This is a genomic window from Neobacillus sp. PS3-34, from assembly GCF_030915465.1.
Lineage (GTDB): Bacteria > Bacillota > Bacilli > Bacillales > Cytobacillaceae > Neobacillus_A.
In genome coordinates this window covers 353,179-367,155 of sequence record NZ_CP133267.1, presented here as the reverse complement: position 1 = coordinate 367,155, position 13,977 = coordinate 353,179, and the positions used below count along the sequence as shown (strand labels likewise).

9 protein-coding genes and 3 pseudogenes are annotated in these 13,977 nt (G+C 41.1%); 7 read left to right on the top strand and 5 right to left on the bottom strand.

Annotated features, from left to right (window positions below):
* Window positions 1-237: 237 nt before the first annotated feature.
* Window positions 238-906 carry a DUF2642 domain-containing protein gene (locus tag RCG23_RS01970; RefSeq protein ID WP_374049800.1) on the top strand — a complete coding sequence of 223 codons (669 nt, stop codon included), beginning with the start codon at window positions 238-240 and terminating at the stop codon, window positions 904-906.
* Between the two features lie 104 nt (window positions 907-1,010).
* On the opposite strand, the gene RCG23_RS01965 is transcribed toward RCG23_RS01970, so the two are convergent.
* Window positions 1,011-2,366, bottom strand: coding sequence for an arsenic transporter (locus RCG23_RS01965; RefSeq protein WP_308178354.1), 1,356 nt, complete (start codon window positions 2,364-2,366; stop codon window positions 1,011-1,013).
* Between the two features lie 239 nt (window positions 2,367-2,605).
* Here RCG23_RS01965 and RCG23_RS01960 point away from each other — a divergent pair.
* The 4 genes and pseudogenes from RCG23_RS01960 (at window position 2,606) to RCG23_RS01945 (ending at window position 7,982) form a co-directional block, all read left to right on the top strand.
* Window positions 2,606-3,750, top strand: a pseudogene (locus tag RCG23_RS01960) (exonuclease SbcCD subunit D).
* A complete protein-coding gene (locus tag RCG23_RS01955) occupies window positions 3,747-5,138 on the top strand; it encodes an AAA family ATPase (RefSeq protein WP_308178353.1) in 1,392 nt (463 codons plus the stop codon). The pseudogene RCG23_RS01960 and the gene RCG23_RS01955 overlap by 4 nt, the downstream one beginning before the upstream one ends.
* A complete protein-coding gene (locus tag RCG23_RS01950) occupies window positions 5,135-6,883 on the top strand; it encodes an SbcC/MukB-like Walker B domain-containing protein (RefSeq protein WP_308178352.1) in 1,749 nt (582 codons plus the stop codon). Before RCG23_RS01955 ends, RCG23_RS01950 begins: the two co-directional genes overlap by 4 nt.
* Window positions 6,884-6,998: 115 nt before the next feature.
* Window positions 6,999-7,982, top strand: a complete 984-nt coding sequence (locus RCG23_RS01945; RefSeq protein ID WP_308178351.1) for a hypothetical protein — start codon at window positions 6,999-7,001, stop codon at window positions 7,980-7,982.
* A 38-nt stretch (window positions 7,983-8,020) separates the two neighbouring features.
* On the opposite strand, the pseudogene bacA reads toward RCG23_RS01945, so the two are convergent.
* The 3 genes and pseudogenes from bacA to RCG23_RS01930 form a co-directional block, all read right to left on the bottom strand.
* Window positions 8,021-8,799: pseudogene (bacA, locus tag RCG23_RS01940) on the bottom strand (undecaprenyl-diphosphate phosphatase).
* Window positions 8,800-8,957: 158 nt separating this feature from the next.
* Entirely contained in the window at window positions 8,958-10,109 is a 1,152-nt protein-coding gene (locus RCG23_RS01935) for a cation:proton antiporter (protein WP_308178350.1), read from the bottom strand.
* Window positions 10,110-10,256: 147 nt separating this feature from the next.
* Complete coding sequence (locus RCG23_RS01930; protein ID WP_308178349.1) at window positions 10,257-10,730, bottom strand: GNAT family N-acetyltransferase; 474 nt, start codon at window positions 10,728-10,730, stop codon at window positions 10,257-10,259.
* Between the two features lie 175 nt (window positions 10,731-10,905).
* Here RCG23_RS01930 and RCG23_RS01925 point away from each other — a divergent pair, with 175 nt between their 5' ends.
* Window positions 10,906-11,217 (top strand): hypothetical protein, encoded by a 312-nt coding sequence (locus RCG23_RS01925; protein ID WP_308178348.1) that lies wholly within the window; start codon window positions 10,906-10,908, stop codon window positions 11,215-11,217.
* A 694-nt stretch (window positions 11,218-11,911) separates the two neighbouring features.
* Here the strand turns inward: RCG23_RS01925 and RCG23_RS01920 are convergent.
* Window positions 11,912-13,215: pseudogene (locus RCG23_RS01920) on the bottom strand (Nramp family divalent metal transporter).
* Window positions 13,216-13,573: 358 nt separating this feature from the next.
* On the opposite strand from RCG23_RS01920, the gene RCG23_RS01915 reads away from it, so the two are divergent.
* Window positions 13,574-13,957: a VOC family protein gene (locus RCG23_RS01915; protein WP_308178347.1), complete on the top strand. Its 384-nt coding sequence runs from the start codon at window positions 13,574-13,576 to the stop codon at window positions 13,955-13,957.
* Window positions 13,958-13,977 lie beyond the last annotated feature (20 nt).

The following is a 13,977-nucleotide window of genomic DNA, read 5'->3' as shown; positions in this document are numbered from 1 at the left end:
GCTCAAGTTCAAGCTCAAGCTCTGAACATAAAAGGTCATCTAGACGCAAAAGTACTGGTAGGAAGCGCAGACGCCATTCGAGCCGTGAAAATGTCACTAAGACGATCGACTATCACTGGAAGGGTTAAAAAATGTTTCTTTTTCGTCACATTTGACTCATTATCTGTTGGAGGTGCATTAGTCGTTCAAGCTGGTGCACCATTTTCCTATAAAAAACTTAGGAAAGGAGGATAATAATTGAATGGATTAAAATCAATGCTTGGAATGGAAGTAGAACTGGAAATCTCAGGGAAAACTATTTTCAGCGGGATTCTCATTGATATGGGACTCGATATGCTGGTTTTATATAATGGAACTAAATTCTTATATATTCCGATTAACCATATGCACAGCATAAAGAAGAAACTGGAGCCGGAAATTTTTGAAGAACCTCCCAAAAATCTGCCTATCCAAAATCCGGTCGAAACTGGACTCTCCTATCGTAAAACGCTGAATAATGCAAAAGGTCAGTTTTTGGAAATATTTGTGACAGGTAATCGATCTATCCACGGCTATATTACGAGTGTGATGAATGATTATATTGTGTTCTATTCACCTGTTTATAAAACGATGTTTATATCGATGCAGCATTTAAAATGGCTTACGCCCTACAACAGCCATCTGACTCCCTATACCTTGAGCAATGAGAGTCTGCCTGTTGTTCCATCGAACATTCCCATCATGAGAACCTTTGAAGAACAATTACAGAAAAATCAAGGCCAGCTCATTGTTTTTGATATGGGGGACAATCCTGACAAGGTCGGATTATTGAAATCAATCTCGAATAATATCGTACATCTTATTACAGCTGACGGAGAGTCAGCCTTTTGGAAGCTTTATCACCTTAAATCAGTACATTTGCCATAATATGTTTATAGAAACATTCCTTTTCAATCGTAAAAGGGATGTTTTTTTGTTTGTCCTGAAATCAATAAAATAAGAAGGCTGCCCTTTAAGGCAGCCAATAATTTTTATTCTGTTAAGAAAAATAATTTTATCCAGAAATACAGACAAAGTAGCGTGAAGAAAACGGTTGGCGGGATCACAATAAATGTCACTCTTATATAATGGCTCCATTTGATTTTGACGCGTTCTTTTTTTAAAATATGCATCCAAATGAGAGTAGCGAGTGTTCCAATTGGGAGCAAAAGCGATCCGATATCACTGCCAACTATATTCGCGAGGTAAATCGTTTTTAGCATGATGGGTGATAGGTTCATTTCCGTTAGGCTGATCGTCCCTACCATGAGGGCTGGATGGTTATTAAAGATATTGGATAGAATCGTCACAAGCGTTCCCATGATAAAGCTTGCTTGAAATAATCCTCCTGATACAACTGGCTCCAAATTCTGTACAAGCCAGTTGGTTAATCCGATATTATGCAAGCCATATATAATGACATACATATTAAAGGCGAAAATAAAGATATGCCATGGAGTCTTTTTAATGACATCCAGCGGATTGAGCTTAAGGTAGACCCACCTCCATCCCAACAGTACAACTGAGCCGAAAACTGCGACTATTGGTACCGGGAAATCGAAATAGGAAGCCAGAAATAGCGCGGCACGTACAAAGAAAACAAAAACCAATACAGAAATCATGACGCGTGTCTTTTTTCTTGACTGGGATTGGCTAGGTCTCGACTGAAGAGGATGGTATCTTCCGGATGTTAGAAGAAGGGTGCTTTGTATAGGGCGAAGCTTAATGGGAATTTCTTTATAAAATACAGCAAATAGCAGGATGGCCAGCAATAGTAAACCGAGAACTCCCGGAACGAAAAACATAACCGTTTGGAGATAAAGGCTCATGCCTATGATTTTAAGAGAAATTAAATTTACGATATTGCTTACACCAATAGGAGCGCTGGAAGCAGTTGCAATTAATGCTCCACTAATTAAATAAGGAAGCTTCTGATGATTTTTTAAACCTAGGCGTGATAGTAACAGCAGTAGAATCGGAGTGGTAATAAGAATGCTTCCGTCATTATTAAAAAACATGGTCATTAGAAAGCAAAGAATGTTGGTTAACCAAAATAGCCTTCTGCCTGAACCCTTTGAAATCTCGTGTATTTTTGCGGCCGTCCAATGAAAAAAGCCGAAGCTTTCAAGGGAGATGGCCATAACCATTGTCGCAATAATTGTAATGGCAGCTCCTGTCACTTTCGAGCTAATATCAGCTAGATCAGCGGTTGTAACTGTTCCGCATAAAAAGATAAGAACAGCTCCTAGTGTTGTCGGTACTGCTTCATTTAGACCCCTTGGGCGCCATAGGACAAGAACCATTGTTAAAAAAGAGAAAACCGTGAACCCTACAGCGAATTGATTCATATATTCACCTCAATTCTTTTTTTTAGTAGGCTTTTACCCCCTGACGATTGTCTAATAGATATATTTGTACTGTATGTATACGTAACATGCAGGGAAGTTGTACTAAACGTTTGAATCAGTTTTCTAAAATTCCATGAATAACCTAGTTCCAGGCGCCTTCCAGTTTTATGGATGGTGCCTGGCACCTATATTGTTGATATAATAGATTAAGTGAGTTTAGAGGAAGAGGGTGCTAAAGCATGAAATTCATTCATACAGCAGACTGGCATTTAGGTAAGCTGGTGCACGGGGTTTATATGACGGCCGATCAAAGGGAGGTCTTGAATCAGTTTGTTGAGGTAGTGGCAGACGAAAAGCCTGATGCAGTCGTCATTGCCGGCGACTTATATGATCGCTCTGTTCCTCCTACCGATGCGGTCGAACTTCTTGATGAAATTCTCTTTAAGATTAATGTGGAGCTGAAAACGCCGGTTATCTCGATTGCTGGAAATCATGATAGTGCAGAACGGCTATCATTTGGAAGCTCCTGGTACAAGCACAGCCAATTCTTTTTATCTGGTAAACTATCAGCCGATTTTAGGCCAGTAAATATAAATGGGGTCAATTTTTATCTCGTTCCTTATGCAGAACCAGGAATTGTCAGGCAGTTGTTACAAGACGACAGCATCCATTCCCATCAGGATGCGATGAAAGCGGTCATCGGAAAAATTGAGGAAAATCTCAATCCGAACGAGCCCAATGTGTTTGTCGGACATGCGTTCGTTTTAGGCGGTGCAGTTTCGGATTCTGAGCGGACCTTGTCTGTTGGGGCTTCAGGCTGTGTTCATACGGATCTATTTGCTCCGTTTGCCTATACAGCACTTGGCCATTTGCACAGCCCGGACGCAATTCGCCATGACAGTATCAAGTATTCTGGTTCGTTGTTAAAATACTCCTTCTCGGAAGCAAAACATACAAAGTCGATTTCCATTATCGAGATGAATGATAATGGCACATTCGAGCTCCGCCGCCGTTCACTTGCGCCAAAGCAGGATATGAGGGAGCTTGAAGGACATCTGGAAGAGCTCCTTGACCCTTCCTTTTATGAAAAAGAGAAAGTGGACGATTATTTAAAAATTACCCTTCTTGATGATGGGCCTTAATCGATCCGATTAATAAGCTGCGGCAGGTTTATAAAAATGTACTCCACCTGGACCGGAAAATTGATTTGGTGGATATGAGAAAGAAACAATCCTACTCTGCAGTGAAGAGTGAGAAAAAGTCAGAACTTGAGTTATTCGAACAATTTTACCAGGAGATGACAACCTCAGACTTTTCGAATGAAAAAAGAGTTGTAATGGCTGAAATGATTGATAAAGTCTTGAGGGAGGATGTCCTGAAATGAAACCAATAAAATTAACCATGAAGGCGTTCGGACCATATGCCGAAACGGAAACAATTGATTTTACAGAGCTGGGAAGCCGAACGATGTTTGTGATCTCAGGGAAGACGGGTTCAGGAAAGACAACCATTTTTGATGCCATCAGTTATGCGATTTATGGAAAAGCTAGCGGGGAGGATCGAAATGGACCGGAGCTAAGAAGCCAATTTGCCAGGGATGATCATGAAACCGAGGTGTCACTCGAATTTTCACTAAGAAATAAAATGTACCATATCATCCGAGCCCCTCAACAGGAACGTAAAAAGAAATCAGGAGATGGCGTTACAACTATTGGTGCAAGGGCAGAGCTTTATGCATGGAGTGACGATGGGGAGAAGCTTCTGATAGGCTCAAAGGTGAATGAAGTTGAGGAAAAGATTAAGGAAGTCATGCTGATTGACAGCAATCAATTTAGGCAAATCCTGATGATCCCTCAGGGAGAGTTTCGCAAGCTGCTTACCTCGGACAGTAAAGACAAGGAAGTTATTTTGCAGCGGCTCTTTCACACACAAATATATAAAATGGTCGAAGAAAAACTGAAGCTGGAAGCTGCTGCTCTTAAAAAGACAGTGGAAGACCAGGTAAATGAAAGAAACGAGGCCATTCACAGAATCCATGCATTTTTCAATGAGGAACTAAAGAAGTATCTGGAAGCCGGCAGTACCAACGATCTGATTATCTTGCCGCTTTTGATAGAAGAGATTTCAGCTATGGCTGAAAAGCTAGAGGAATCAAATGATAAGGTAAATGCAAAAAAAAGCGAACGTGATAAGCTTTTAAGAAAACATGAGGAAGCCAAAGCGGTCGTCAAACAGTTTACTACTATAGAAGAATTAAAGGCTAAAAAAGAAATGCTCGAGGCACAGGCAGAGGTGTTCGTTCAGAAAGAAGTCGAGGTAAAAAATGCGCTAAAGGCAAATCTTCTTGCCAGCCAGGAAGAGCTATGCCACCGCCTTAAACACGATCTTACACAGGCTCAGAAAAACGAGGAAAACGTCAGGTTGAACCAAGAAATTCTCGAGCAGAAGCTAAGGCAGTGTGAAGCGGATTTTGAGAAAGAAACGGCACGCGAGCAGGAGCGGATTGCTGCTGCAGATGAATGCATCCGCCTGCAGAGTATGAAGCAGGACGTTTATTCTTTTGCTGAAATCAAAAAGCAGGCTGATACACTCAAAGCTCAACTAAAAGAAAAAACTTCCCTTTTAGAAAAAGCGAATAAAGCGTTGCAGGAGGGTGAGCGCGCCTCCAATCGCTCCAGGGAAAAAAGGAACAAATTGATCAGGCGCAGCTTATTTTTTCCGAGAATAAGAGGCAATCCTCCGAGCTTGAATATGAATGGAACCTGCTTTTGAAATATGAGAACGCCCTGAAAGAGTTTAAAAAGGCGCATAAAGGTTATGAGGCGAAAAGCGGGATTTATGAAGCAGAAACTGCACGCCTTAATGATGCAAAAGCCCTTGTAGAAGAGCTTGAGCAAAAATGGCGGAGCGGTCAGGCATCGATATTGGCATCTAGCCTAATCAGCGGCGAAGCCTGCCCGGTCTGTGGTTCTGAACACCATCCAACACCTGCGCATACATCAAGTGAGTTTTTTTTGGATGAGGCTGATTTAAAAGAAGCCAAAGCACAGGCAGCAACTATTGAGAAACTAAAAATGAATGCTGAATCTGCCTTTTTCGAAGCAAAATCTGCAAGCACCAGTGCTGAGAAAGAGGCTGAGTCAAAACTTCATGAAATTACCCAATTGCGTGACGGGTTCAAGGAAGAGGATTTGCCAAATGCGAAGGCAGATATTCTTGCCAAACGGGAAGGACTGTCAAGTCAGCAAGCCCAATTGTCTCAGACCATTCAACTGCTCGAACAGGTAAAGGTTGAATTGGAGAAACGTGCCGTTGAAAATGCAAAGGTAAGGGATTCCATCCAGCAATACTCTCATCAGGTCAATGAGTTGACTGTATCACATACCCAGCAGCAGACAAATGTGGACAGGATGGTTGTAAGTATTCCCGAAAACCTCCGATCCATCGAAACCTTTGAAAGGGAAATGAGTGAAGCGGTAAAGCGACAGGATGATTTAAAGAAAAGCCTGGAAGCTTCCCAAAAAGCGCTTGTTGAGTCCAAGGAAAGGTTTGGTGCGGAAGCAGCCCGCCTTGAAGAGGCAGTAAAGCTTGTTAAAGACCGTCAGACAAGCCTTGAAACAGAACGAGAAACCTTTAAATCCAATATGGCAAAACAGGGCTTTGAGACATATCGCTTATATGAGGAAGCGAAAAAAACAGAGGCAGAGCTTAATCGGATGGAAAATGAAATCCGTTCCTACCGGGAACAATTGCGTTCCGTTTCTGATCAGTTCGAGCAATTATCATTACTTTTAAAAGAAGTGAAAATGCCTGATTTGAAACAGCTGGAAGAGGAGCTTCAGGTTTTGACAAATGAAGTGAACCATCTTGAGGGAGAGCAACGCGAGCTGTTTATAAAGAAACGGGACAATCAGGAAATTTTAGAAAAAATTAAGCGATTAAATGAGCAAATGAAGGCAATGGAGGAGCGGTATAAAACGGTGGGGCATCTTTATGATATATCGAAGGGCCAGAACCGGTTTAGAATTTCATTTGAACGATTCGTCCTCGCCTCGTTTTTGGATGACATTCTTCAGGAAGCCAATTTACGGCTTCAGAAAATGACGAGCGGCAGATACAGGATGCTGAGGAAGACGGATAAAGCAAAGGGGAATGTACAAAGCGGACTCGAATTGCTGGTGTTTGACCAGTACACAGGACAGGAGCGGCATGTGAAAACATTGTCAGGCGGTGAAAGCTTTAAAGCGGCACTTTCACTTGCATTGGGATTAGCAGATGTTGTCCAGAATTATGCTGGCGGTGTTTCGCTTGAAACCATGTTCATTGATGAAGGCTTCGGAACCCTTGACCCTGAATCGCTGGACCAGGCGATTGAATCGCTTATCGACATCCAAAGCAGCGGACGTCTTGTAGGAATCATATCACATGTACCTGAACTAAAAGAGCGAATTGATGCGAGACTTGAAGTAACAGCGGATCAAGCTGGAAGCAGAACAGAATTTTTATTTACGAATTGATAAGGAACCGGTTCCCTTCAAAGGGCCGGTTTTTATTGTGCAGATTGAGAATAATTAACAGCTAGAGGGTCAAAATAAGAGAGAAAATCGTGAAATGGTAAAAAAGGGGAGGGAAATGATGTCACTTGCAATATGTGTTTTTCTTACCTGGGTGGTGATGATAGTTTTTTCCCTTATACCAAAGAAATTAACTGAATTAGAGATGGTATTTTTGTTCTTTGTGAATACCATATTCCAGCTAAGTATCTTTACCATAATACATATAGATATAAGATGGTTTACGATTAGCCGTGAACCGGAAAAATCATTTGCGGACCTCACACTGCGCTTACTCTTAATCCCGCTTGTTTTTGTCATTTCAAGCAATATATTGTTATCTTCCTCTAAGTTATTGAAGTGGGGAAGCCATATCATGATCATGCTGTTCTTTGCTGGGCTGCAAATACTATTACAAAAATTAGGTGTCCTTAAACTCCTTCATTGGAATTTATTTTATACGATATTAATGTTTTTAAGTTATACAGTCTTTTCCAGATTCATGGCATGGTTTATCATGAAAGGCCGGACGGGGAGATGTGGGGAGTACATGAAAGAGCAAGTGTATGATCATCATTTCAATTTGAATGAGTGGTTCATTATTGGCGGTCTAATCATTGGGATTTCGATTATGCTTTTTTTGCCAAAACGATTCCCGAGGAACACTTCCATTCTTTTTTTTACATGTGGTGTATATAGCGGCTTTTTTTTCGATCATTCGCTCAGTGTTCAGCCCGTGAGTTTTTATGATGTAAATGATAGCTCCTCTTATCAGTTTATGGATTTTCTTTCTTACCTATCTTATGGCCCAATCAGCTATTTCTTTTTCTATTTTTACGACCGTCTGCGGCCTTCCTCCAGCCTTTTCTATATTCTTATCTGGTCTCTTATTAGTATAGTCTTGGAGGGGTGTGCTGTTAAAGCAGGTGTGTTCCACTACAGATTCGGTTACAAATTATATTATTCCTTCCCAATCTACTTGTTGGTAAAAAGCTGCTGGCTTTATTTATACTATCGGGTCCATGGAAATGTAACTAAGAAAGCGGGCTCTGCTTACAGCTAAAACAACGGGTCCTTCTGGCAAGAAGGACCCGTTGTTTATTAAAATAATATAATATATGCAATTGCAGCCGCTATGAAACGGTAAATCGCAAATGGTGTTAGCTTCACTTTTGACAATAGCTTTAGGAAAGAAACAATGGCAATCATTGCGACGACAAAAGAAGTAACGAATCCGATCAGGAAGATTCCTGTATCATTTGTAGATAGGGAATGATAGCTATCCAGCAAATCAAGACCGCTTGCAGCCACCATCATGGGAACAGCGACTAGAAACGTAAATTCTGCAGATGCTTTATGGTTTACACCAAGCAGGATCCCTCCGGCAATGGTAGCGCCTGAGCGGGAAAAGCCGGGGAATAGGCCAGACATTGAAAAAGCCCGATTCCAAATGCCTGCTTATAGGTGATCTTGTCGAGTGTATCAGCCGTGACATTTGCTTTTTTCTTTTCTGCAAAAATCATGAATATGCCGCCGAGGACAAGTGCCCAAACGACTGTCTTATAAGAAAAGAGATATTCCTTAATGAAATTATGAAGAAGAAGTCCCAAAACAACGGCAGGAATCATGGCCAAAATAATATGGATTAAATTCAGCTCGGATTTTTTAAATTTAAATATAGATAATAATCTTTTCCAATATAAAACGACTACGGCTAAAATGGCCCCAAGTTGAATGATAACTTCAAAGGTTTTCGCTTTTTCACTGGTAAAATGCAATAATTCTCCGGTTAGTATCAAATGGCCTGTAGAGGAAACTGGAATATATTCTGTCAAACCTTCCACAATTCCCATTATAAATGCAATAATATTTTCAGACATTTTTACACCTCTTTATAGTTGTACTTCACAAAGTTTTATTATAGGTGAAAAAATTGAAAAAAGAAAATAAAATAAGATGAAAAATGGATTAAAATTGTTGCAGTAAATCGAATCCTGTAAAAAAAGCATGCCTGATAAATCAGAGGCATGCTCGATTGTTACGCTTTTAATGTTTCCATCTGAGGGATGGATTTGAAAAAACATTTCATTAATGGAGGAGTTACAATCGTTGTAATCAGGACCACGACAACCAGGACAGCAAATAAATCCTGGCTCAGAAGCTGGGACTCTAAGCCTATTGCGGCGATAATCAGAGCGACTTCGCCACGGGAAACCATTGCTGCCCCGATACCGAGCGAGCTGTTCAAGCCGAAGCCTCCTGCTTTTGCTCCAAGCGATGCGCCAATTAGTTTTGTCAGTATGGCTAATATGCTTAAAAGAACGATTTTACCCAAATTCTCAGTGATACCTGCAAATTGTGCCGTAATCCCAATCGAAGCAAAGAAGACGGGTACAAAGACAGAGTAACTAATGGCCTCCACTTTTTCAAAAACTTCATGCTTGAATTTTGTCACGCTTATGGATACACCTGCTATATACGCTCCTATGATAGCCGCGACTCCTGTATATTCAGCCATATAGGCAAAAACAAAACAAATAATTAGGGCTGATGAGATGACAGTTTCCGTCACCTTCAATGAAGAAAACTTTTGCAGAAACCACGGAACGGCTTTCCAGGAGGCCGAAATAGCAACGCCAAAGAATGCGACTTTCTTTAAAATAACGGTTGTTAAATTGACATCTCCGCCTGCGAAACTCATCAAGAAAGCTAAAGCAATGATAACAAGCACATCATCAATTACCGCAGCCCCCAGTATGGTTGTACCTTCACGCGTCTTTAATTGATTCATTTCCTTAAGTGCCTGGACGGAAATACTTACACTCGTTGCTGAAAGCAATAAGCCAAGGAACCAGGATTGAATTATAGAAAGATTCATCATTGTTCCGGCAAAGTAGCCTACTACGAGGGGAACAAAGATCCCACCTAAACCCACAAAGGTGGAGGCTTTACCTGTGCGTTTGAATTCTTCGATATCCGTTTCCAGCCCTGCGATAAACATCAGCAATATCACACCGATCTGGCTGAATTCCGCTAGAGTTTCAGTATCATTCACGAGCCCTAAAACGGATGGGCCAAGTACAATCCCGATAAGGAGTTTTCCGAGAACAGAGGGCTGCCCCAGTCTCACGCTCAGGCTTCCTGCGATTTTTGTAGCAATCAAAATAATGGCTAATTGAAGTATTAACATTGTATTCCCGCCTTTCATGATTAAAAAAACACAAAAAAAGCCTGTTACCAAAGGACATAATAATCCCTTGGTGACAGGCTCCTCCAAGTTCTAGCTTTTATAATTACACCTATTATACCATATTTCTGTTAAAAATTCACCTTATAATTAGGGAGTGATAAACTCCTGGATGGAGCGCCTCTTTTCATCATACCTCTCCGAATAATTTCCGGAAGTATACTTAGAGATGGTGCTTCGCCAAAAGGCCTGGGCAGGATGGTTTTTCTCGATTTGAGTTATGTGCCATTTACCAGGAAAACGTTTGAACAATTCTACGGCCGCAATCCTTCCATAACCCTTTCCGGAAAACTTTCGCAGGATGAAAAATTCCAATATTGTATTTGGCTCATCATCATGCATGCTTTCCACCATTGCAAAGCCGATCAGCTCATCCTCAAGCTTGAAAAGAAACGCATGATGGCAGTGACTGGTCCAATAAGTTGATAAATCAAAGGGCTTATAAGTGCCGTTTTCTTCCAGTTTGATAGCAGGAATGTATTGGCTGAATTCATAAATATAAAACTGCATGATGTTATGTAAGGTAGGTTCATCGGTTTGTTGTGCTTTTTCAATCGTAATCATATTTTTCTCTCCCCGTTTTTACTAAAAAACAAATTCAATAACTTGTTTCATTTTTCCTTCTTTTGGTGAAGTTCACCTTCCCGTATCAACGTTGGTTTGAACTTTTAGTAAAAGGGCTATGTTAAAAAGAAATAATAACTATCATTTCTTTTTAACATAGAGAGGGGATCACCATATGAAATCAGTATATGGTTTAATGACAAACACAGGAAATGGGGACGAATTTCTGTATGATTTAGGAGTATGGGAAACGGAAGATGCAGCAGCTGCCTATTTAAAAGAGGAAATGCCGTATTCAACCGGCATTTGGGTAGGTTCTATCACGATAAATGATGCACTGCCTGATGATTTGGACGAGGATGGGGATGAGATGACGACATGCTCACTTTGCGGCGTGGAATACAATGAAGCCGATGTTCATTTGATTGATGATCAGGAAGTTTGCATCTATTGTGAACCAGCTTATAAAGAAAATATGCCTGGTTGAAATTTAACTTAAGGGTGTCCAATGGGATGCTCTTTTTTTGTAAGGCTATTATCGTAAACGTTGTTGTAATATTGCTCACTTAGATACCACTCAAGATTAATATTGGTGTATTCAATGGTACTCGAGTCCGAATCAGAGGGGTTTTGGCCTTTATCTCACTTATGATGACCTTTTCTTCCACATTAGACATGCGTTTCGGTCTTCATCAACCTTATGACGACCATTTTCTGCTATTGAGGTAAGGATTTCGGTCTTCATTGCTCTTTTGGGTATCTTTTTTGATGGGTTTTTGGCCATGACCTCGCTTATGAAGACCGTTTCCTTCTCCTTATACTGGCGTTTCGGTCTTCATTCCCCTTATGAAGACCATTTTCTGCTCCAGAGGCAGGGATTTCGGTCTTCATCTCTCCTTTAAGTATCTTTTTTGATGGGTTTTGGCCATGACCTCTCTTATGAAGACCGTTTCTTCCACCCTATTCGGAAAGGGTTGATCAAATCAAGGGCAATCGAGTCCGAATCAGAGGATTTCGGAACAAACTCTAATATTAGAATTTGTCCCGAAAACAACATCCCTCCTAAAAGAGCCTTTTATATAGAAAACTACCCGATTGGCGAGTCCCTAAGGGCGAAGACAGAGGCGTAGTTGCCCTTATAAGTCAAAAAAAAACACCCATTCCGAATGGGTGTGCCTCTTTTATCCAAAGAAGGTTTGATAAATCAGCCAAATATTTAAGCTCAAGATGATAGCTGCAAAGACACTGGACAGGATGGTTACTTTGCGTTTGTTAGTTAAGACGCCCATTAATTCCTTCTTCCTTGTGAAGTAAATCAATGCGACTACAGGGAACGGGAGCACGATACTAAGTACAACCTGACTGACTACCAGTGTAAAGGTCGGGTCCAAACCGATAGCGACAATCACGAAGGTAGGTGCCATAGTAACCAACCGGCGAACCCAAACTGGAATCGTAAACCCGACAAAGCCCTGCATGATGACCTGTCCGGCCATTGTTCCAACGACTGAACTTGAGATACCTGAAGCGAGCAGCGAGATAAGGAAAACGCTGGCTGCTGCTGAACCGAGCAGCGGTGTTAACGTGTGATAGGCAGTAGTCAGGTCGCCTACATTGCTGTTACCGCTCGTGTTAAAGACGGAAGCTGCCATGTACATCATCGATAAGTTGACAAATCCGGCCAGAGTCATAGCTATCAGGATTTCTTTTGAACTAAATTTATGAATTTTTAATTTTTCGGAATCATTGCGTGGGACGATTCTTCCCTGAGTCAGGCTGGAATGCAGATAGATAGCATGAGGCATTACCGTTGCCCCGATTACTCCGACAGCAAGCATTATACTTTCGCTGTTCCCTATCCAAGGCACCACGCTATGGTAGGCAATTTGTGAAAAATTAGGCTTTGAAAGCACAGTTTCTGCAAGATAGCATAAGCCGATCAGTGCGGCGAAGGCGGCGATGAATTTTTCCATGGCGTGAAGCCAAAACGTTCCATCATTAAAATTAGATACGTTACGATCCCGGTTAAAATCGTCGCGTAAATCATCGGGATCCCAAAGAGTAAGTTTAAAGCCAGTGTGGCTCCCAAAAATTCGGCTATATCGGTTGCCATCGCAGCGAGTTCCGAAACGATCCACATGACATAGGTGAGCCATTTTGGCATATTATCCCGGCAAATCTCCGGAAGGCTTTTCCCGGTGGCAATGCCAAGCTTTGCGGACATGTTTTGCAGGAGCATCGCCATTAAATTGGCTAATACGATTACCCATAGCATTTTATACCCAAATTTGGCTCCGCTTTGAATATTGGTGGCAAAATTGCCGGGATCTACGTATGCAATGGAGGCAATAAACGCTGGTCCTAGAAAAGGCAATAGTGCCTTAAAGCCAGTTATTTTTCCATTAATCGCGTCCCTAGCCGCAGCAGCCGTTTTGTCTGAAGCTGTTTGTGTGCGTTTAATCGCTGCAGAATTTGATTGGCCCATTTGCGTTCTTCCTTTCTCTATCTATTTTTGCTTGTATGCTTAATTATTTACTTTCTCTATCTATTTTTGCTTGTACGCTTAATTATTTACTCTATCAATATTTTTTGCCTTAGCGCAACTTTATAAAAGCATTATATTTCATAATTAACGTTTTGTGAACTAATTTATGCGAAAATAGGTAGAAATTACAGAAAATTATATTTTAATCATGTAAATTAAGGTTATCCTCATTTGATACCTGTTATTGTTCTTCCCTGAAAAATGAAGTTGCAACCATTGGCGAAAAAAGACTGTACTAAGAAGGAAAATTCGCGTTGATGGTATAATACATAAATAATGAAAGAAATAGGTGAAAAACATGCTTCATCATATAGAAATTTATGTGTCTGATCTCGAAAGGTCAACGGAATTTTGGGGTTGGTTTCTGTCGAAATTGAATTATAAAATCTATCAAAAGTGGGATAAAGGGATCAGCTGGAGGCTAAAGGACACCTATCTTGTTTTCGTCCAAGCTGAAGCTGATTATCTTGAGGCCGGTTATCACAGAAAACGCATTGGCCTGAATCATTTAGCTTTTCAGGCAGGCTCAAAGGAACAGGTTGACGAGCTGTCTGAGGAAATGAAAGAAAAGGGGATTACGATCCTTTACTCTGAAACCCATCCACATGCCGGAGGCGTGGGACATTATGCTCTCTATTTTGAGGATCCAGATAGGATTAAGGTGGAGCTCGTTGCTCCTTAAAAGCAGTAAAGAAAGGAGAA

Excerpts from the sequence above, each read along its gene's own strand:
- RCG23_RS01930 (WP_308178349.1), bottom strand. The coding sequence starts at position 10,730 with ATGATTACGATTGAAAAAGCACAACAAACCGATGAACCTACCTTACAT.
- RCG23_RS01955 (WP_308178353.1), top strand. The coding sequence starts at position 3,747 with ATGAAACCAATAAAATTAACCATGAAGGCGTTCGGACCATATGCCGAA.
- RCG23_RS01965 (WP_308178354.1), bottom strand. The coding sequence starts at position 2,366 with ATGAATCAATTCGCTGTAGGGTTCACGGTTTTCTCTTTTTTAACAATG.
- RCG23_RS01915 (WP_308178347.1), top strand. The coding sequence starts at position 13,574 with ATGCTTCATCATATAGAAATTTATGTGTCTGATCTCGAAAGGTCAACG.
- RCG23_RS01945 (WP_308178351.1), top strand. The coding sequence starts at position 6,999 with ATGATGTCACTTGCAATATGTGTTTTTCTTACCTGGGTGGTGATGATA.
- RCG23_RS01935 (WP_308178350.1), bottom strand. The coding sequence starts at position 10,109 with ATGTTAATACTTCAATTAGCCATTATTTTGATTGCTACAAAAATCGCA.
- RCG23_RS01925 (WP_308178348.1), top strand. The coding sequence starts at position 10,906 with ATGAAATCAGTATATGGTTTAATGACAAACACAGGAAATGGGGACGAA.